Origin of the sequence: Mycobacterium sp. (genome assembly GCF_035633495.1) — a bacterium.
In the GTDB taxonomy this organism is placed as follows: domain Bacteria; phylum Actinomycetota; class Actinomycetes; order Mycobacteriales; family Mycobacteriaceae; genus Mycobacterium.
Genome location: NZ_DASQEU010000121.1, coordinates 17902 through 37627, shown reverse-complemented (window position 1 = coordinate 37627; position 19726 = coordinate 17902). Strand labels below are relative to the sequence as shown.

Annotated in this window: 16 protein-coding genes and 1 pseudogene; 16 read left to right on the top strand and 1 reads right to left on the bottom strand. The window is 67.6% G+C overall.

Annotated elements, in window-relative coordinates; translation table 11 throughout:
* Positions 1–196 precede the first annotated feature (196 nt).
* Positions 197–937, top strand: a complete 741-nt coding sequence (locus VET27_RS18460; protein WP_526520714.1) for a transcriptional regulator — start codon at positions 197–199, stop codon at positions 935–937.
* A 16-nt stretch (positions 938–953) separates the two neighbouring features.
* Here VET27_RS18460 and VET27_RS18455 read toward each other — a convergent pair whose 3' ends face one another.
* On the bottom strand, positions 954–2447 hold the full coding sequence (locus VET27_RS18455) for a MinD/ParA family ATP-binding protein (protein ID WP_526520712.1): 1494 nt from the start codon (positions 2445–2447) through the stop codon (positions 954–956).
* 681 nt (positions 2448–3128) lie between these two features.
* On the opposite strand from VET27_RS18455, the gene VET27_RS18450 reads away from it, so the two are divergent.
* From VET27_RS18450 to VET27_RS18380, 15 genes and pseudogenes are all read left to right on the top strand, one after another.
* Positions 3129–3983, top strand: coding sequence for an ESX secretion-associated protein EspG (locus tag VET27_RS18450; RefSeq protein WP_526520710.1), 855 nt, complete (start codon positions 3129–3131; stop codon positions 3981–3983).
* Between the two features lie 13 nt (positions 3984–3996).
* Positions 3997–4443 carry a YbaB/EbfC family DNA-binding protein gene (locus VET27_RS18445; protein ID WP_526520708.1) on the top strand — a complete coding sequence of 149 codons (447 nt, stop codon included), beginning with the start codon at positions 3997–3999 and terminating at the stop codon, positions 4441–4443.
* Positions 4436–6157: a type VII secretion AAA-ATPase EccA gene (eccA, locus tag VET27_RS18440; RefSeq protein ID WP_526520706.1), complete on the top strand. Its 1722-nt coding sequence runs from the start codon at positions 4436–4438 to the stop codon at positions 6155–6157. Before VET27_RS18445 ends, eccA begins: the two co-directional genes overlap by 8 nt.
* A 3-nt stretch (positions 6158–6160) precedes the next feature.
* On the top strand, positions 6161–7633 hold the full coding sequence (eccB, locus tag VET27_RS18435; RefSeq protein ID WP_526520704.1) for a type VII secretion protein EccB: 1473 nt from the start codon (positions 6161–6163) through the stop codon (positions 7631–7633).
* Entirely contained in the window at positions 7630–9852 is a 2223-nt protein-coding gene (gene eccCa / locus VET27_RS18430) for a type VII secretion protein EccCa (protein ID WP_526520702.1), read from the top strand. Before eccB ends, eccCa begins: the two co-directional genes overlap by 4 nt.
* A 4-nt stretch (positions 9853–9856) precedes the next feature.
* On the top strand, positions 9857–11635 hold the full coding sequence (gene eccCb, locus VET27_RS18425) for a type VII secretion protein EccCb (RefSeq protein WP_526520700.1): 1779 nt from the start codon (positions 9857–9859) through the stop codon (positions 11633–11635).
* A 147-nt stretch (positions 11636–11782) separates the two neighbouring features.
* Positions 11783–12079 carry a PE domain-containing protein gene (locus VET27_RS18420; protein WP_526520698.1) on the top strand — a complete coding sequence of 99 codons (297 nt, stop codon included), beginning with the start codon at positions 11783–11785 and terminating at the stop codon, positions 12077–12079.
* A 73-nt stretch (positions 12080–12152) separates the two neighbouring features.
* Positions 12153–13430 carry a PPE family protein gene (locus VET27_RS18415; RefSeq protein ID WP_526520758.1) on the top strand — a complete coding sequence of 426 codons (1278 nt, stop codon included), beginning with the start codon at positions 12153–12155 and terminating at the stop codon, positions 13428–13430.
* Between the two features lie 94 nt (positions 13431–13524).
* The gene (locus tag VET27_RS18410) at positions 13525–13827 is read left to right on the top strand and encodes a WXG100 family type VII secretion target (protein WP_526350858.1); all 303 of its coding nucleotides are present in this window, start codon (positions 13525–13527) and stop codon (positions 13825–13827) included.
* A gap of 28 nt (positions 13828–13855) precedes the next feature.
* Entirely contained in the window at positions 13856–14143 is a 288-nt protein-coding gene (locus VET27_RS18405) for a WXG100 family type VII secretion target (RefSeq protein WP_284232068.1), read from the top strand.
* Between the two features lie 97 nt (positions 14144–14240).
* Complete coding sequence (locus tag VET27_RS18400) at positions 14241–15656, top strand: MinD/ParA family ATP-binding protein (protein WP_526520695.1); 1416 nt, start codon at positions 14241–14243, stop codon at positions 15654–15656.
* The gene (gene eccD / locus VET27_RS18395) at positions 15653–17182 is read left to right on the top strand and encodes a type VII secretion integral membrane protein EccD (protein ID WP_526520693.1); all 1530 of its coding nucleotides are present in this window, start codon (positions 15653–15655) and stop codon (positions 17180–17182) included. The genes VET27_RS18400 and eccD overlap by 4 nt, the downstream gene beginning before the upstream one ends.
* A gap of 14 nt (positions 17183–17196) precedes the next feature.
* Positions 17197–17967, top strand: coding sequence for a hypothetical protein (locus VET27_RS18390; RefSeq protein WP_526520691.1), 771 nt, complete (start codon positions 17197–17199; stop codon positions 17965–17967).
* An 844-nt stretch (positions 17968–18811) separates the two neighbouring features.
* A pseudogene (locus VET27_RS18385) lies at positions 18812–19204 on the top strand (DNA polymerase); the annotation flags it as partial.
* 1 nt (position 19205) lies between these two features.
* On the top strand, positions 19206–19724 hold the full coding sequence (locus VET27_RS18380) for a hypothetical protein (RefSeq protein ID WP_526520689.1): 519 nt from the start codon (positions 19206–19208) through the stop codon (positions 19722–19724).
* Positions 19725–19726: the final 2 nt, after the last annotated feature.

Genomic DNA, 19726 nt, shown 5'->3' with positions numbered 1-19726 from the left:
AGGGGTTGACGCGTAATCCGTAGCGATGAGACAGTTTCTGGGTCTAACCGCAATGGCTCGTCCCGTGCTGCTACGGTTCGCCCGGAGCCAAGCCATTGCAGCGCATCGAGGAACCACCAGAGATGACGACCCCAGCGTCGACGATCGACCTAGGGTCGTTGGTGATCCGTCGAGCGACTCGTGGGCCGACGCCGTGATGCCGAATGCGCCGGAGGACGACACCACGCCGGTAGATCCCGGCATGGCCCGGGCGGGCGCGGCCGCTGCAGCACGTCGGCGTGAACTCAACGTGAGTCAGCGCAGTCTGGCCGCCGACGGAGTCATCAACGCTGGGGCTTTGATCGCCTTCGAGAAGGGCAGGAGCTGGCCGCGCGACAAGACGCGGGCGAAGCTCGAGGAAGTGTTGCGTTGGCCGCCGGGGACCATCAACCGGATCCGGACCGGTGTGCCGACCGGAGCCAACGACCCGACCGAAGTGGTCCGTCGGGATCGGGGCAGCGACGAGGGATCGTTGATCGCCGAGGCGGTGGTCGCCGCGGTCAACACCCTCGGCTCGACGATCGAGGCGCTCCCGGCCGTCGACGATCCGGACTTCACGCCACGGATCACGGCGATTCTGTCCGATCTCCGACAGCTCGAAGCGGTCACCGCACGGGCGACCCGCATCGGCAAAGTGACCCCGACACTGATCAGGGCGCTCAGCACCGTGCGGCGGCGCATCGACGAGTTGACGATGCTCGCGGCGACCGCCCCGCGCGCCACCCTCGGTCAGCGACTGTATGCCGCTCGCCGCAACGCGAGCCTCACGATCGTCGAGACCGCTCAGGCTGCGGGCGTCGCCGAGGACGTCGTCGTGCAGGCCGAGGCAGAACAACCCGTGCCCGCGCCGGCGGTGGGTGTCATCGAAGCGCTGATCGAACAGCTCGATTGGCGCTGAAGTGCCAGCCGGTCTCCTACCGGTCCCGCCCACGCTCGTCGTTGGCCGGGAAGTGCTCCGCGAGAGCTGCCGCGATCTCGATGAACTTTCGACGCGTCGGGCCGGACATCTCGGAGGTGCCTTCGATCACCCCGCCTGGACGAAGATGCGGATCGAACGGAACTTCGACGACCACCTGCCCCTGGCCGGCGAACTGCTGCGCCAGGATCGCGCGGGTTCGCTTGTCGGCGTGCCCATCTGAGTCGTTGAGCACGACGACCGTGCGACGCAACAAACTCGTCAGGCCGCGATTGGCCAGCCAGTCCATCGTCTGCCCCGCGGCTGCCGCGCCGTCGACCCAGGGCGAGGAGACGACGACCAGCGCGTCGAGGTCTCGAAGCACCTCCTGGGTGACGGGCGTGTCCATCGTCGAACTGCAGTCGACGATGGTGATGGAGAAGTAGCGGTCGAGGCGGGCGGCGGCCTCACGGTAGATGGCGGGGTCGAGAACACGCCTCCGTGCGGGGCTGCCCTCGCCCGCCAGGACGAACAGTCCGGCAGAGTTGTTGCCGACGCGGCTGCGGACGTCGGCGAACGTCTCGAGGTGCTGGTCGCCGGCCAGCTCCCAGTACGACCCGACGGCCTTCGGATCGACGCGACTGCCGAGCTTCCCGAAGGCGGTGTCGGCGTCGATCGCGACGACGCGATCCTCCTGGCGGAGCTCGGCGAACACCGATCCGATACTGGCCGACACCGTCGTCTTGCCCACGCCCCCCTTGCCCATCACGCCGACCTTGTAGTGGCCCCGCAGGACGACCTTGATGCGGGCCTCGAGTTCGGCCTGTCGAATCTCGTCTGGTGACTGACCGGGGTTGACGAGTCCGAACGTCATCTTGTAGACGACGCGGCGCCAGCCCTTGGCCGGAACGACGCGACGGCTGGGCACCAGATCGTCGGCCCTGATGCGGTCGGCGTAGGACCCCGTCGGCGGGGGCGGCACGACGCGCGGATTCTGACCGTACGGGTGTCCCTGCCAGGTGCCGTACTGAGGCGGCCCGGGCGGCGGGCCCTGGCCCTGCTGAGGTGCGTTCGGTCGGGGTGGACGGCCCTGCTGCCACACCGGCTGCTGCTGACTCGGTGGCTGTGGTCCCCACTGCTGAGGGGGCTCGGGCGGACGGCCGACAGCGGGGAAAGTCCCCGTATCGCGGGGGTTTCCTGGCGGTGGCGGCGGACCGAAACGCTGAGGCGGCCGGAGGCCACCGCCGTCGGGACGCTCAGCCTCGCGCTGCGGCGGCGGCTGCGGGGGAGGAGGGGGAGGTGGCGCCGGCGCAGTGAACTGTTCCTGCGGGGGTTCAGCCTCGGGCACGGGTTCGGGCGGCGCGTCCGCAGGCGTGTAGTCGACGTGTGGGCGCGACGGCAGCGGCGTCGCCGCCGGTGTGAAGGTGGGCTCGACGGGGGCAGGTTCGTAGTCCGATTCCTCCGGCCCGGTCCATCCGAGTTGTTTGCGCAGGGCGTCGTCGCGATCACTCACGGCACCAGGGCTCCCTCCCATTGATCAGACGACGCGCCATCCGGCATTCACCCCAGTATCAACCACCGGCAGCCGTTGCCACCCTGGCATTGGTCACCCGGCGCCGGTCGCAGGCGAGCAGCAAACGTAAGCTTCGCCAGCGCAAATTCGTCGGGGCGTTTGACCCTCAGATCGGGGTGTCCGCGAACCGTGCCGTTGCCTTACCGGCGGGCCAGGTCGGCCGACAACTCGATCGAGCAGCGGGCGAGAGGGGCCCGGGTGGACGGTAGTGGTCGCGCATCGCCGTTCGCACAGCTCAGCCCAATGGCCCTCGTCGGCGCGCGGGTCGCACCGTTCGCGTCCCGTTCGCGAATTGGTGCGTCGGCGGTCACAGAACCGCTGGTACCCTCATGTGCAGCAGAGGGCGGGGAAGGTACCGGCGTGCCCGGGAACTCGCGGCTCGCCGGCAAATCTCGACGGGGATCAGGCAAAGACGTCTCCGACCTCGAGAGGACGTCGATGGCTGTCCCCGCCCCGAGGTGTTCGCGGCTGCGCGTAGGAACGAGGTCCCGCTCGGGCCCCCGCGGGTGCCGGCGTCAAAGGAACATGGGAAAGAGGGGGTATCGACATGTCCGGCGAAGTGCGCACCAGCGGGTCGCACCTGCGAAGGATGGCGGCCAGCCGGCGGGGGTCGGGGTAGCCATGTCAGTCCTCTCCAACGTTGGGCGTGGCAACACGCACATCGACGACGTCATCGCCATCGAGGTCACCATCGACGGCATGCTCGTCATCGCCGATCGGCTCCACATGATGGAGTTTCCGCCGGCGCTCGGAATCAGACCGAACATCCCCCAGCTCGAATTGCGCGACATCGTGTGGGAGCAGGTCGCCCGCGACCTCACCGCACAGGGCGTGCTCGACGTGTACGGGGCGCCTCATCCGGAGGTCGCCGTCATGGTCGACACGTTGAGCCGTCCCGACCGCACCCTCGAGGGCCGTTGGTGGCGCCGGGACGTCGGCGGAAAGATGGTGCGCTTCGCCATCTGCCGCAAGGGCGACCGCCACGTCATCGCCGCGCGCGACGGCGACATGATCGTGCTGCAGCGAATCGCACCCCAGGTGGGACTGGCGGGCATGGTGATGGCCGTCCTCGGGTCCGCCACCGCGGCGGACGTCGAACCGCTCACCGGCGTCGCGAGCAAGCTCGGCCAGTCGACGGCTGCCAACCAGTTGGCACAGTTCGGGATCGACCCACCCTCGGCGAGGCTGTACGCCGAAGTGACCGCCTCACCCAGCAGCTGGGTGGAGATCACCGCCAACGAGCGCCACTCCGGCGGCACCTACACGAGGGCCGACGTCGCCGCAGGCGTGCTCGACTCCCGCCACGGCCGGATCGTGTCGATACCCCGCCGCGTCAACGGCGAGTTGTACGGCAGCTTCCTGCCGGGCACTCCCGAGAACCTCCAGCGTGCGCTCGACGGGCTGATGGAGTTCCTCCCGTCGAAAGCCTGGTTCGACAAGACGTCCGTTGAATTCGATGCCAACCACCCGGACTGAGAAAGGTCATCTCTTGGTGGAAGACTCTGCGCCGCGCGACGCACCCGACCTCGAACCGGATGCGTCGGATCTCGACGCAGTCGTCAGGTACGAGGTGGACGACGCCGTGGACGACGAGGAAGCCATCGGCCCGACGTTCACCGTGACCAACCCGCCCGGAACGGTGACTGTTTCGACGTTCATGGATGGACGCGTCCGGCAGATCGACCTCGCGCAGAAGGTGACCACGATGACCGAAACCGATCTCGCGGAAGAGATCGTCGTCATCGCCCGGTTGGCCACCCAGGATGCCAGGGCCGCGCAGTACGCCTACATGCTCGACGGCATGCGCCAGCAGGGCCATGACGACGTCGCCACGCGCGACTTCCTCGCCAGAAACCTCGACCTGCCCTCGCCGGAGGATGCCAGTGCCGCACGCGCGCAGGTCTTCGCGATGAGGTACTCAGGTGACCATGACTGACCAATTGGCTGCCCTCTTCGGAAGCGCCGTCGGCATGCTGCCCACCGCACCCGCACGCTCCCTGCAGATGTTCACCGAGATCACCGCGATCGACGAGTCCGCGTGCGACGCCTGGGTCGGCCGCATCCGCTGCGGCGACACCGACCGGGCCACGCTGTTCCGCGCCTGGTACTCCCGCGGCAGCTTCGGGCAGTTGGCGGGCGCCGCCGAGGTCTCCATGAACAGCCTCGAGGCCCGCGTCGAGATCGGTGGACAGTTCGGGAACATCACCTACCCGGTGAACTCGCCGCTGTCCATCACGTTGGGCTTCGCGGTGAACGAGGCGGCGGTCGGCAACTATGCCGATGCGATGGAGGCGCTCGAGGGCGTACAGGCCAGCGGCGCCGACCATCTGGTCGCCTGGGCCAAGGCGGTCGTCTACGGCGCCGCCGAACGGTGGACCGACGTCATCGACGAGGTTCGCGGGGCGACGTCTTGGCCGGACAAGTTCCTCGGGGCGGCCGCCAGCGTCGCGCACGGCGTCGCTGCCGCCAACCTCGGACTGTTCAACGAGGCGGAACGCCGCCTGTCGGAAGCGAATTCGTCGCCCGCCGGTGAGGCATGCGGGCTCGCGATCGCGTGGAACCTCGCCATGACGCGGCGCAGCCTGGGTAACGAGGAGTCGGCGGTCGTGCTCCTCGAGTGGCTGCAGGCCTCCCACTCCGAGCCGAAGGTGACGGCGGCCCTGAGGGATCCGAGCTACCGGCTCGTCACGACCACGGCCGAGAAGATCACGTCCCGTCGGGACCCCTGGGATCCCGCCAGCGTCGAGGCCGACACCTCGGGCCGCGCCACACTGCTCGCCGATGCCCAGGCCGAGCTCGATCGTCAAATCGGACTGAGCCGGGTCAAGGAGCAGATCGAAAGGTACCGGGCGGCAACGCAGATGGCGAAGGTGCGGGCAGCCCGTGGAATGAAGGTCGCCCAGCAGTCCAAGCACATCATCTTCACCGGACCGCCGGGCACCGGCAAGACGACGATTGCCCGCGTGGTGGCCAACATCCTCGCGGGTCTCGGTGTGATCGCCGAGCCGAAACTGGTGGAGACCTCCCGCAAGGACTTCGTCGCGGAGTACGAGGGCCAGTCGTCGGTCAAGACCTCGCGCACCATCGACCGCGCGGTCGGGGGCGTGCTGTTCATCGACGAGGCCTACACCCTGGTCCAGGAGCGTGACGGGCGGGCCGACCCGTTCGGCACCGAGGCATTGGACACTCTGCTGGCGCGGATGGAGAACGACCGCGACCGCCTCGTCGTCATCATCGCGGGCTACAGCGCCGACATCGACCGCCTGCTGGAGAGCAACGACGGCCTCCGGTCCCGGTTCTCCACCAGGGTCGAATTCGATTCGTACGACCCCGACGAGATTGTCGAGATCGCGAAGGTCCTTGCGCAAAGCAATGATTCGACGCTCAGCGAAGAAGCCACCAAGAGGGTGCTGGAAGCGGCCACCCTGCTCGGCCAGCGCTCGCTCAACGGCAAGCCCGCGCTCGACATCGCCGGCAACGGCCGCTACGCCAGGCAGCTGGTCGAGGCCGGCGAGCAGGGCCGGGACATGAGGCTGGCCAGGTCGATGGACTTCGAGAGCCTCGGCGTCCAACAGCTCAGTGAAATCAACGGCGACGACATGGCAGGCGCCATCGACGCCGTGCACGCTCGACTGAACATCGGCGACTGACGCATGGCTGGGTTCCGGTTGACCACCAAGGTCCAGGTCAGCGGTTGGCGATTCCTGCTGCGCCGGGTCGAGCACGCGATCGTGCGGCGCGACACCCGCATGTTCGACGATCCGTTGCAGTTCTACAGTCGCGCAGTCTCTCTCGGCATCGTCATCGCGGTGGTGATCTGCCTGGGCGCGGCGTTGCTCGCTTACTTCAAGCCACTGGGCAAGCGCGGTGGTGACACCCTGCTCGTCGACCGGAGCACCAATCAGCTCTACGTCGTGATGCCGGGGAACGGCCAGCTGCGGCCCGTCTACAACCTGACGTCGGCGCGTCTGGTGCTCGGCAACGCCGGCACCCCGAACGCGGTGAAGTCCGAGGAACTGGACCGGATGCCGAAGGGCCAGCCGGTCGGCATTCCCGGCGCGCCCTACGCCACACCCGTTGCGCGCGTTCCAGAGTCGACGTGGACGTTGTGCGACACGGTGACCAAACCAGAGAGCGTCGCGCCCGCCGTCCAGACGTCGGTGATCGTACTACCGCTCACCACCGACGCGTCCGTGGGCCCGATGACCGCGGGTCAGGGGATGTTGGTGTCGTATCAAGATCGGGATTGGCTGGTCACCGACACCGGCAGGCATGCCATCGACCTGTCGGACCGCGCGGTGACGTCGGCGGTGGGAATTCCGGTCACCGCGAAGTCGACGCCGATCTCGGAGGGGCTCTACAACGCGTTGCCGAACTCGGGGCCGTGGATCCTGCCCCAGGTGCCCGGCGGCGGCGCGCCCAATACCCTGGGGCTGCAAGCGAATCTGGTGATCGGCACCGTGTTCCAGACGGTCACGGATTCGGGTGCCCAGCAGTACGTGGTGCTGCCCGACGGCGTGGCGAAGGTCAACGACACCACCGCCGCGGCGCTGCGGGCGTCGAACTCCTACGGGCTGATCTCACCTCCGTCGGTGGAGTCCAGCGTCGTCGCGAAGATCGCCGAGCAGGTGTTCACGTCGCCGCTGCCGGACACACCGCTGGACGTCCTGCTGCGCGAGGACGCCCCGACGCTCTGTTGGGCGTGGCAGCGCGAGCCGGGCGACCAGTCGCCGAAGACCCTGGTGGTCACCGGTAGGCATCTGCCGATCGCGGCGGCGTCGATGAACACCGGAATCGACCAGATCGGTGGCGACTCAACGGTATTCATCGCAGGCGGGCAGTACCTGCGGTTGCAGTCGCCCGATCCTCGGTACGGCGAGAGCCCGTACTACGTCGATCCGCAAGGTGTGCGGTACGGAATCCCCAACGAGGACACGGCCAACAGGCTGGGACTGTCCGAACCGGTGACCGCGCCCTGGCAGGTGGTGAGCTTGCTCGTCGACGGGCCGGTGTTGTCGAAGGAGGCAGCGTTGCTCGAGCACGACACCCTGCCGCCCGACCCCGATCCCAGGAAGGTCCCCGAGGGCAATCAACCCGTGGTGGCGGGGACGGGAGGCGGTTCGTGACGACGCGTAAGTTCACGCCGATCATCAAGCGCGGTCCGCGGCTGACGCCGGGTGAGATCAACGTGACCCCGCCCGACGACCTCGGCGTGGAGATCCCTCCCTCGGGAATCCAGAAGATCCTTCCGTACGTGATGGGCGGCGGCATGCTCGGCATGATCGCGATCATGATCTTCACCGGTATCCGCCAGCTTTCGCCGTACATGCTGATGATGCCGCTGATGATGGTGATGGGGACCGTCGGCTTCATGGCGGGCGGTGGACCCGGCGGCAAGAAGGTCCCCGAGATCAACGCCGACCGCAAGGAGTACCTGCGCTACCTCGCCGGGCTACGCACGCGCGTGACGTCGTCGGCATCCGCCCAGGTGGCGTTCTTCAACTACCACGCACCACATCCCGACGACCTGCTCTCGGTCATCGGCACCAACCGGCAGTGGTCGCGAACGTCGAACGCCGACTTCTACGCCGCCGCTCGCATCGGCACCGGAACCGAAGCCGCCGTCGACCGGCTTCTCAAGCCCAATGTGGGTGGTGAGCTCGCAGGTCCCCAGGCGGCGCCGCAAGCCCACCTCGAACCGGTCAGCCACATGTGGGTAACCAAGTTCCTCCGGACGCACGGCCTCATTCACGATTGCCCGAAACTCGTTCAGCTGCGGACGTTTCCGACGATCGCGATCGGCGGCGACACCGCAGGAGCCGCCGACCTGCTCAGGGCGATGATCTGCCATCTGGCGGTGTTCCACCCGCCGGATCTGCTGCAGATTCGAGTGTTGACGGACAACCCCGAGGACCCGGACTGGGCCTGGATGAAGTGGCTGCCGCACGTCCAACACCAGACCGACACGGACGCGGCCGGCGCGACGCGGCTGGTGTTCACCCGGCCCGACGGGCTCTCGGACCTCACGGCTCGCGGGCCGCACACCGCAGACTCCGCCCCCAGTGGGCCCTATGTGGTCGTCGTCGACCTGACCGGCGGCAGGGCCGGCTTCCCGGTCGACGGGCGTGCTGGAGTCACCGTGCTCACCCTCGGCAACCATCGAGCCGCCTACCGGATCAGGGTCCACCCGGACGGCACCGCGGACGATCGGGTGCCCAACCTGAACTTCCGGCTCGTCACCAGCGACTCCGATCGGACGACGCCCGGCCAGGCCGGCCGCATCGCGCGCAAGCTCGCGGGCTGGTCCATCACCGGAACCATCATCGACAAGAGCACCAGGGTGCAGAAGAAGGTCGCGACGGAGTGGCACCAACTCGTCGGTGCCCAGACCATCGAGGAGGTCACGACGAGCAGGTGGCGGATGTTTACCGACCTCGACCGCGATCGGTTGCGCATCCCCTTCGGTCACGAGCTGAAGACCGGTGAGATCCAGTACCTCGACATCAAGGAGGGTGCGGAGTTCGGTGCGGGCCCACACGGGATGCTCATCGGCACCACCGGTTCCGGTAAGTCGGAATTCCTTCGGACGCTGATCCTTTCGCTCGCTGCGACGCACCATCCCGATCAGGTCAACCTGCTGCTGACCGACTTCAAGGGCGGTTCGACGTTCCTCGGCATGGAGAAGCTGCCGCACACCGCGGCGGTCGTCACGAACATGGAAGAGGAAGCCGAACTCGTCAGCCGCATGGGCGAGGTCCTCTCCGGTGAGCTGGACCGTCGCCAGTCGATCCTGCGTCAGGCAGGCATCCAGGTCGGGGCGGCGGGCGCACTGTCCGGCGTCGCCGAGTACGAGAAGCACCGCGAACGCGGGGCCGACCTTCCGCCGTTGCCGACGCTCTTCGTCGTGGTCGACGAGTTCGCCGAGCTGCTGCAGAACCACCCCGACTTCATTCAGCTGTTCGACCGGATCTGTCGCGTCGGCCGTTCGTTGCGGGTCCACCTGCTGCTCGCGACCCAGTCGTTGAACACCGGCGGCGTCCGGATCGACAAGCTGGAACCGAACCTCACGTACCGCATCGCGCTCCGCACGACCAGCTCCGCCGAGTCCAAGGCGGTCATCGGAACGCCTGAGGCGCAATACATCACGAACAAGGAGAGCGGCGTCGGCTTCCTTCGGGTCGGCATGGAGGACCCGGTGAAGTTCCACAGTGTCTACACGGGGACGAACTACGTGCCGACGGTCATCGACTCGGATACCGGGGATTCGGCGCCGAAGCACACCGTGCAGAGTCCGCTGCGGATCCGCCCGTTCACCGCGGCGCCGATCGCAGAGGCGGTGATGTGAGCGCATGAGCATCGAACCCGAGCAGCGCGTACTGCGCGAGGTCGTCCTCAATCAGCTGACGACCGGCGACATCCGTGCGTACCGAATGTGGTTGCCGCCGTTGACGGATCCGACACCCGTCAACGAGCTCGTCGCCCGCGACCGGCGTCAGCCACTCCGCTTCGGGCTCGGCATCATGGACGAACCGAGGCGACACCGCCAAGAGGTGTGGGGCATCGACGTCTCGGCCGCCGGCGGCAACATCGCGATCGGCGGCGCGCCGCAGACCGGCAAGTCGATGTTCCTGCAGACCCTGGTGCTGTCCGCGTCGGCGACGCACACGCCGCGACAGATCCAGTTCTACTGCGTGGACATGGGCGGCGGCGGCCTCATGTACCTCGAGGACCTGCCGCACGTCGGCGGGGTGGCCACGCGCTCCGAGCCCGACCGAGTCAACCGGGTGATCGCGGAGATGAAAGCCGTGCTGCGCCAACGCGAGGCGACGTTCAAGCAGTACCGCGTCGGGTCGATCGCCGCGTACCGGCAGATGCGCGACGACCCCACCAACCCGGCGTCTGCCGATCCGTTCGGTGACGTGTTCCTGATCATCGACGGCTGGCCGGCATTCGTCGCGGAGTTCCCCGACCTCGAGCCGGTCGTCCAGGACCTGGCCGGCCAGGGGTTGGCCTACGGCGTCCACACCATCATCTCGACGCCACGGTGGACCGAGCTCAAGTCACGCGTCCGCGACTATCTGGGCACCAAGGTCGAGTTCCGCCTCGGCGACGTGAACGAGACCCAGATCGACCGCATGACCCGCGACATTCCCGCCAATCGCCCCGGGCGCGCCATCCCGATGGAGAAGCACCACCTGATGATGGGCGTGCCTCGTCTGGACGGCGTTCGCAGCGCCGACAACATCGTCGCCGCGATCTCGGCAGCCGTCGAGCACATCGCCTCGTTGCACACCGACCAGGCGCCGCAGGTGCGCGTCCTGCCGGAACGCATCCATCTGCACGAGCTGGATCCGAACCCGCCGGGACCCGAGTCCGACTACCGCACGCGGTGGACCGTCCCCCTCGGCGTCCGCGAATCGGACCTCTCAGTCGCCTACACGCCGATGCACACGTCGCCGCATCTGCTGATCTTCGGGGCGCCGAAGTCGGGAAAGACGCGCATCGCACACGCGGTGGCGTCGGCGATCTGTGCGCGAAACGACCCGTCGGAGGTCCGGTTCATGCTCGCCGACTACCGGTCGGGTCTGTTGGACGCGGTGCCGCAGAGCCACCTGCTGGCCGCGGGCGCGGTCAATCGCAACAACGCAAACCTCGAAGAGGCCATCAAGGCGCTGGCGATCAACTTGAAGAAGCGTTTGCCGACTCCGGAGCTGACCACTGCCCAGCTACGGTCGCGCTCCTGGTGGAGCGGTCCCGACATCGTGCTGCTCGTCGACGACTGGCACATGATCGTCGCCGCCAGCGGCATGATCTCGCCGATGGCTCCGCTCGCTCCGCTGTTGCCGGCGGCGGCGGACATCGGTCTGCACATCATCGTGACGTGCCAGATGAGCCAGGCACACCGCGCGACGATGGACAAGTTCGTGGGCGCCGCCTTCGGAGCCGGTTCGCCGACCATCTTCCTATCCGGCGACAAGGCGGAGTTCCCGACAAGCGAGTTCAAACTGAAGCGCCGACCGCCTGGCCAGGCACTTCTCGTGTCGCCGGATGGCAAGGAAGTCATTCAGGCGGCGTACGTGGAGCCCCCCGAAGAAGAAGTGTTCGCACCACCTCTGACGGCCCGGTAATATTCACTCAGAGGTTCAGCAACACGGCTGGCAACCAGCCAGCAAAGGAATCGGGGGTCCGATTCCACGGGGGAACAAGGTACCGCTCCTTGCGGGTCATCGGCCGGATATGCGTTGTTTTTCGAAGTATGTGAGGAGTAGTCGCAAATGCAACCACTGGAGCACAACCCGGGTGCAGTCGGAGTAGGCTCCGAGGTCGTCGCAAACGGAGTTCGCGGTCTGGCTACGGGAACCGCTGCCGGCGCCGAGGTCAGCGCACTTGCACCTGCGGGAGCCGAGGAAGTGTCGCTGCAGGCGGCGCTCGCGTTCGCTACGGAGGGCATCCAGGCGACGGCCATCAACGCTCTCGCTCAGGAAGAATTGTCGCGCGCCGGTGCGGCATACGTCGAAGCGGCCGGTATCTATAAGGCGGTCGACGAATCCGGCGCTGCTGTCCTGTCGTAACAACAACCGACGAAACTCACGAAACCAGATCTGAGTCCAGCAAACTATGTCCGCAGTGCCCGCAATGTTGGCAATGTTCTACGGAGCATTGCCACCAGAGGTGAACACGGCGCGGCTGATGGCTGGTGCCGGCATCGAGCCGATGTACCAGGCGGCAGCCGGCTGGGAGGCACTCGCGATCTCGCTGGAGACTCAGGCCGAGGAGCTCGCCGGAAGCCTGGCGGCGCTACAGGGTTCGTGGCAGGGATCGGGCAGCGAGCGTGCCGTCCAGGCGACCACGCCGATGGTCGCCTGGTTGCGCTCGACCGCGCTGCAGGCGCAGAAGCGGGCGATGCAGGCCATCGCCCAGGCGACGGCGTACACCGCCGCGATGGTGACCACGCCGCCGCTGCCGGAGATCGAGATGAACCACGTGACCCACGCGACGCTCGAGGCCACGAACTTCCTCGGGGTCAACACGGTGCCGATCGGGTTCAACGAGGCCGACTACTTCGTGCGCATGTGGAACCAGGCCGCCGGCGCCATGGAGGGCTACCAGGCGGAGACTACGCTCAACACGCTCTTCGAGCCCATCCCGCCGATGACATCGATAGTCATGCCGGGCGTGGGGGAGAGCACGGCCGCCGCGGCCGTGGCCCAGAATGCGGCGTTGCTTCCGGGTTCGATGATGCGGGAGACGGCCTTCGCGCACGTCACCGCTGACGGACAGCTTCAATCCGTGGCGCTCAAGGCGGGCAACCTGGCCAGCCAGGGCAACATGGCCGCCCAGCGCGCCGAGGGCCAGGCGCAGAAGGCAGACAACGCCGGCCAGCAGGCGTCTCGGCAGGACCAGGGCATGCAACAGGGTGTCCAGATGGCCACGCAGATGATGTCCCAGGGTGTCTCGATGATCGGGCAGTTGCCGCAGCAGGCGATGCAGCCCATGCAGCAGCTCACCCAGCCGCTGCAACAAGTGACGCAGATCTTCAGTCAGATGGGCAGCAGTTTCGGCTCCGACAAGGCGCAGGTCGGTCTCATCGGGGCGAGCCCCATTTCGAGCCACCCGCTCGCGGGAGGGTCGGGCGCCAGCTCGGGTGCGGGTCTGGTCCGTGCGGCGTCGCTCCCCGGAATGGGTGGCACGTCGACGCGCAGTCCGCTGATGTCGAGCCTGGTGGGCCCGTCTACGGCACCCGCGTCGGTGGCGCCTGGCGCCGCGGCGGGAATGGGAGGCCCCGGCCTCGCACCGGTGGGTGGCGGCGGCGGTGGCCCGATGGGAGCGATGGGCCAGAACGGCAAGAGCGGCGGGAGCAGGCCTGGTTTGAAGGCGCCCTCCCCGCTGCCCATGGATGAGGAGGACGAAGACGACTGGTAAGTCGTCGACACAAAGGGACTTTCCGGCCAGAGGGGGCTGGAAGACTCGCCATTACCTTGGTGAGGACACAGGAGAAAGAAAAAGGTAAACAGCGATGCCACAGATGAATACCGATGCCGCTGTCCTCGCCAAAGAGGCCAGTAACTTCGAGCGCATCTCCGATGAACTGAAGCAAGTGATCGCCGCGGTCGACATGACGGCCAACTCGTTGAAGGCGCAGTGGACCGGCCAGGCCGGTGTCGCTGCGCAGACGGCACTCCAGCGTTTCGACGCCGCGGCCGCAACGCAGATCCAAGAGCTGAACGACATCTCGAACAACATCCACACCTCGGGCACCCAGTACACGTCGACGGACGACGACCAGGCCGGCAACCTCGCCCACTTGATGCAGTTCTGACTGCGACCAACGAAGACGGAGAACTGAAATGACTGAACAGACTTGGAATTTCGCAGGGATCGAAGGCGGCTCGGGCGAGATCATGGGCGCCGTGGGCCAAACCGCGGGACTGCTCGACGAGGGCAAGGCCTCCCTGGCGTCGCTCGCCGCGGTGTGGGGCGGCACCGGCTCGGAGGCCTACCAGGCGGTGCAGGCGAAGTGGGACCAGACGTCCACCGAGCTCAACGCCGCGCTGCAGAATCTGGCGCAGACCATCAGCGAGTCCGGCCAGACGATGGCTCAGACCGAAGCCGGCGTGACCGGGATGTTCACCTAGCATCACGTCGCACGACGGTGGGCGGGCCGATTGCTACGCGCCCGCCCACCGCGTGAGCGCTCCGGCGCACCACAACTTGAAGTTTGAGAGGTAACCCATGTCGGCCGACTATGACCGGCTCTTCCACTCCTCGGAGGCGGCACAGCTCGACGAGGAGACCGCAGCGGTCGACCGCGAATCGGTGGCGTCGCCCACCGCCTCGCCCATGCCGCCGGCCCATGGACGCGACGAATCGCCGTCCGGTCCGCTGCCGGTCGCCCCGACTCAGACCCAGTCGGCGCCCGCGCCGACGACCGCGCCGACGACCGCGCCGCCACCGAGGCCCACCGAGGTGACCATGCAGATGCCTCCCACCACGGTAGGCGCGCAGCGCATGCAGAACGGGATGATGCGCGCTCCGCAGGCGGCGACGCCGACGGGTGCCCGCTACGAGCAGAGGCCTGCGCCAGCGCCGCAAGCGCGTGCCGCATCCGTGCCGTCGCCGCACTACGCCGAGGCGCAGCCGGACGGCAGGGCGGCGTGGCCGTCGGCGCAACAGCTTGCGGGGCAGCCGACGCCCACCTCGGCGGCGACCATCGGCAACCACCGTGCCATCGACGCGCTGTCCCACGTCGGCGTGCGTTCCGCGGTGAAGATGCCGTCGCAGCGCGGTTGGCGTCACCTGATCTACCTGCTCACGCGAATCAACTTGGGGCTGTCGCCCGATGAGCTCTACGAGACGGATCTGCGCGCCCGGATCCGCCGGAACGCGCGCGACTCGTATCAGATCGGTGTGTTCGGACTGAAGGGCGGCGTCGGCAAGACGGCCGTGACCGTGGCGCTGGGCTCCTCGTTGAGCAAGATCCGTGGCGACCGCATCCTGGCCGTCGATGCCGATCCCGATGGGGGCAATCTTGCCGACCGGGCCGGACGTCAGTCTGCGGCGACGGTCGCAGATCTGTTGTCGGACAGGGAATTGGCGCGTTACAACGACATCCGCGCCTACACCAGCATGAACGGCTCCAACCTCGAGGTGCTCTCCTCCGAGGAGTACAGCGGCGCGCGGCGCGAGTTCAACGACGAGGATTGGAAGGGCGCCGTCGGCATCGTGTCGCGGTACTACAACCTCGTCCTCGCCGACTGTGGCGCCGGTTTGTTCCAGCCCGCCTCGCGCGGTGTGCTCTCGACGGTGTCGGGTCTGGTGATCGTCGCCAGCGCCTCGATCGACGGTGCGCGGCAAGCGGCGGTCACCATGGACTGGTTGCGGCAGAACGGATATCAGGATCTTCTCGGCCGGTCCTGCGTGGTGATCAACCACGTCGTGCCCGGCAAGCCGCACATCGACGTCGAAGATCTGGTGCAGCAGTTCGAGCGCCACGTCCCGGCGGGCCGCGTGATCGTCCTGCCGTGGGACAAGCACATCGCCGCGGGTACGGAGATCCAACTCGATCTCCTGGGAGGGCGGTTCCGCAGGCGTGTCACCGAGCTCGCGGCGGCACTGTCCGATGACTTCGACAGGCTCGAACGTCGTTGACCGCCACGGCCGCCGCACCTAGCACGTCGGGCGTGACGCCCGGCAGGCCCTCGACCACCCGCGTGACGGTCCTGACCGGCCGGCGCATGACCGATCTCGTGCTGCCGGCGACCGCGCCGGTCGAGACCTACATCGACGAAACCGTCACGGTGCTCGGCGAGCTGCTGGAGGACACCCCCGCAGAGGTGTTGGCGGGCTTCGACTTCAAGGCACAGGGTGAGTGGGCGTTCGCCCGCCCCGGCGCGCCGCCACTGAAGGCGGCCGAGTCGCTCGACGACGCCGGCGTCGTCGACGGGTCGTTGCTGACCTTGGTGTCGGTGAGTCGCACGGAGCGGTACCGGCCGCTGGTCGAGGACGTCATCGACGCCATCGCGGTGCTCGACGAGTCGCCCGAGTTCGATCGCGCCGCGCTGAATAGGTTTTTCGGCCTTGCGATTCCGGTCGTCACGGCGGTGGTCTCCGTCCTGGCGTTGCTCAGCTGGTCGCAGACGGGGCACAGCTGGTGGTGGGCCCTGGCCCTCGGCCTGCTCGGGGCCGGCGTCCTCGTCGGCAGCGTGTTGGCGCGGATTCGATACCACAACCTGAGCGCCTCCGAGAGCCTGCTGGTCGCGGCGCTTGCGCCCCTGGCGGCGGCCGCCGCGCTGGCCGTGCCGTTGCCCGCGGGCATCGACGGACCGGGCGCACCCAACGTTGCGGGCGCCGCCGCCGTGGTGCTGTTGGTGGTGCTTGCGACGCGAGGCGGTCCGCGCAAGCGCGCAGAGGTCGCCTCGTTCCTCGCGGTCGGCGCCATCGCCGTCATCGCGGCCGCCGTCGCATACGGCTACGGATGGCAGGACTGGGTGCCTGAGGGTGCCATCGCCTTCGGCATGATCGTCGTGACCAACGCCGCCAAGCTGACGGTCGCCGTGGCCCGCATCGCGCTGCCGCCCATCCCAGCGCCCGGCGAGACCGTCGCCAACGACGAACTGCTGGATCCGGTGTCGACCAACGAAGCGTCCGACGAGGAGTCGCCGACGTGGCAGGCGATCATTGCGTCGGTGCCCGAATCGGCGGCGCGCCTGACCGAACGCAGTCACCTGGCCAAGCAACTCCTGGTGGGCTTTCTGTCCGCAGGGGCCCTGGTGTTGGCGGCGGGGGCCATCACCGTCGTGGTGCAGGGGCACTTCTTCATTCACAGCCTGATCGTGGCGGCGCTCGTCACGACAGTCTGCGCGTTCCGTTCCCGGTTGTATGCCGAAAGACGTTGTGCTTGGGCGCTTCTCGCCGCAACGATCGTGATCCCCACGGGAGTGATGATCAGACTGAGCCTGTGGTACCCGGACAGCGCCTGGCTGGTGCTGAGCATCTACGTCGCCGGTGTGGTCGTCGCGCTGATCCTGGTGGGTGCCACCGAGGGCGTCCGCAGGGTGTCGCCGGTGACGAAGCGCATTCTCGAGCTGTTCGACGGTGCGGCGATCGCCGCGGTCATCCCGCTGCTGCTGTGGATTGCAGGGGTCTACGACGTTCTGCGGAACATCCGGTTCTGAGCGGAGTGCATTGAATGGGAACGGGTCCCGGTAGTCAGCCACCGCTGAAGGTCGATCCAGAACTGTTGCGGAAGTACGGCCAGCAACTGCTGACAGCGGCAGGTGATCTACCGGCTGCACCGGCGCCCTTCACCGTGACCGGTACGGACGCGATCAGTCAGGCGATCGCGGAGAAGCTGCCCTCCTTGGAGGGCGCGATCCAGGACGCGCTGCCACAGCTCAAGGACGAGGCCTCGAACACCGCGTCCAACGTGGTCGAGGCCGCCGGACGGTATTCGAGCACTGACTCTCAACTGGCCGCGGATTACGAGAAGCATCAGTTCGATTCGGCGGGCGGCCCCGGTGGTGGCGGCAGTGGCACGGCCGGATCGGGCGGCGGCGGTGCCGACTCGATGGGCCAACTGGGCCAGATGATGAGCATGCCGATGCAGATGACGAACCAGGCCGCGCAGCTGCCCATGCAGGCGATGAGTGCGGTGGGGCAAGTGCCCCAAGGCATCATGCAGGGCGTGCAACAGATCGGTCAGATGACCGGGGGGATGGGAAATGCCGGTGGGGCCTCAGACGCCCAGACGGGCGAGCTGACTAAGGCTGATGCCGGGCAGCCGGACGAGCGTCGCGATGAGCACGAGGCCAAGCAGGACGCTCAGCAGGGAGCGACTGCGGGGGATTCGACGGCGGAACGGGCACCTGAGCCGATACCGAAGGAGGCTCCGCCGACAACAGCTGTGCTGCAACAGGTCTCGCCGCGATGCGCGACGCCCGATCCGAGCGTGAACCTGTGACCGGGCCAGTGTTGAACTCGGCCGGGTCGATCGCGACGAACTCGACGCTCTCGCGGAGTTCGGGCTGCGCTGCCAGAGCCAGTCGATCAACGCGGTGGCGGTGCGGCCCGGCTGCTGCCCGAGCAGGCCCTGGTTGCCGACCAGGTTCACGAACCCGGTGTCCCATGGATCCAGGCGCACCCACCGCTTGGCGTCGGTGCAGTACTCCCAGCGGGGCTTGCCGCGGTGGGTCTCGTCGATCCCCAAGACCGTCGTGGGTAGCCGGCTCGGTCAGTAGCGCCTCGGCGTGGCTGACGAAGGCGCGGTGCGCGGTCGGCCACGACACCCGGTGGGCGGCGGCGACCTCGGCCACCGAGCGGGCGGCGTCCCCGATGGCCGCGCCGATCTGGGTGCGCAGCGTCCGGTGGCGCGGGGCGCGCGGGGGCACCTGCGGGACCGCTTCGGTGAACGAGCCGCGCTCGCAGTAGTCCTCCTGGCATCTCCACCGGGACTTGCTCCACCGCAATATGATTCGATCCTGCCCGTACGGAATGTCCTTCGGCGAGGTGGTCGTGCGCCCCTTGCGCGAGGTAGGAGAACACCCCACACGACGGGCACGCCGCCGCCGTCTCATCGGCAGTGACCGCACACACCACCCGCGTCCCGTCAGCGAGGCGTTCGACACCTCCACCCGCATCCCTGGCAACCCGAACAACGATGTCGTACCGTCGGTCACGGCCCTTGGTTTCCTTCCTCCGCCTGAATGCTTCGCAACTTTCAGACTTCAGAAGGCCAAGGGCCTTCTACTCCACCGGCACGCCAACGAGAGCGAAATCACAACTGCCCGATTATAATTGAAGAACCGGACTACCTGCAGTCCGTGGTCGACCAGGCCCGCAAGGACGGTTACACCTCGACGGTGCTGGGCAGACGGCGCTATCTGCCGGAGCTGGACAGCAGCAACCGCAACGTGCGGGAGGCCGCCGAGCGGGCCGCGCTGAACGCCCCGATTCAGGGCAGCGCCGCCGACATCATCAAGGTGGCGATGATCAACACCGACACGGCGATCCGCGACGCGGGACTCAAGTCCCGGATGCTGCTGCAGGTTCACGACGAATTGCTGTTCGAGGTGGCCGAGTGCGAGCGCGAAACGCTGGATGCGTTGGTGCGCGACAAGATGGGCGGGGCCTACCCGCTGGACGTGCCGCTGGAGGTGTCGGTCGGGTACCGACGCAGCTGGGACGCCGCAGCACGCTGACGTGATCGTGCCGCCGCCCGAGTCCGTTGAGGTCACCGAGCGTGGCCGGACCATCGCATTCACCTTCGAGGACATGCTGCGCTACGACGGGCCGGGTTCGCCCGCTGGTGTGGCCTGCGCGTTCAAGGCGGTGCAACTCGCCTTCGCCATGCTGTCACCCGACCGTCCGCCCCCACGCCGTTCCGTGACGGTGCGCACCCCGTTTCGGGGGCCCGGCGCCCGCGACGACTTCGAGGTCGTAACTCACGCGGTCACCGACGGCCGCTACGTCGTCGATCGGGAGTTGTTGCGCGCCGACCGGGGAATGCTCCTGGAGGACTTCGCATTCGGGATCTCGGTCGGCGGACGCTCGGTCACGGCAGTGCTTCGGGATGGGTTCGTCACCGAGGAGTTCATCAGGCTGGCGCGCACCGACACCCGCACGGACGCCGAGGAAGGACACCTCGACGAACTCAAGGTGGCGACGGCGCGCCGGATCGTCGCTGTGCCTGCCGGGCAGGTATTCGATGTCGTTGGCTAGCG

Excerpts from the sequence above, each read along its gene's own strand:
- VET27_RS18405 (WP_284232068.1), top strand. The coding sequence starts at position 13,856 with ATGACTGAACAGACTTGGAATTTCGCAGGGATCGAAGGCGGCTCGGGC.
- eccCb (WP_526520700.1), top strand. The coding sequence starts at position 9,857 with ATGAGCATCGAACCCGAGCAGCGCGTACTGCGCGAGGTCGTCCTCAAT.
- VET27_RS18460 (WP_526520714.1), top strand. The coding sequence starts at position 197 with ATGCCGAATGCGCCGGAGGACGACACCACGCCGGTAGATCCCGGCATG.
- eccA (WP_526520706.1), top strand. The coding sequence starts at position 4,436 with ATGACTGACCAATTGGCTGCCCTCTTCGGAAGCGCCGTCGGCATGCTG.
- eccB (WP_526520704.1), top strand. The coding sequence starts at position 6,161 with ATGGCTGGGTTCCGGTTGACCACCAAGGTCCAGGTCAGCGGTTGGCGA.
- VET27_RS18400 (WP_526520695.1), top strand. The coding sequence starts at position 14,241 with ATGTCGGCCGACTATGACCGGCTCTTCCACTCCTCGGAGGCGGCACAG.
- VET27_RS18415 (WP_526520758.1), top strand. The coding sequence starts at position 12,153 with ATGTTCTACGGAGCATTGCCACCAGAGGTGAACACGGCGCGGCTGATG.
- VET27_RS18450 (WP_526520710.1), top strand. The coding sequence starts at position 3,129 with ATGTCAGTCCTCTCCAACGTTGGGCGTGGCAACACGCACATCGACGAC.
- VET27_RS18410 (WP_526350858.1), top strand. The coding sequence starts at position 13,525 with ATGCCACAGATGAATACCGATGCCGCTGTCCTCGCCAAAGAGGCCAGT.
- VET27_RS18420 (WP_526520698.1), top strand. The coding sequence starts at position 11,783 with ATGCAACCACTGGAGCACAACCCGGGTGCAGTCGGAGTAGGCTCCGAG.
- VET27_RS18390 (WP_526520691.1), top strand. The coding sequence starts at position 17,197 with ATGGGAACGGGTCCCGGTAGTCAGCCACCGCTGAAGGTCGATCCAGAA.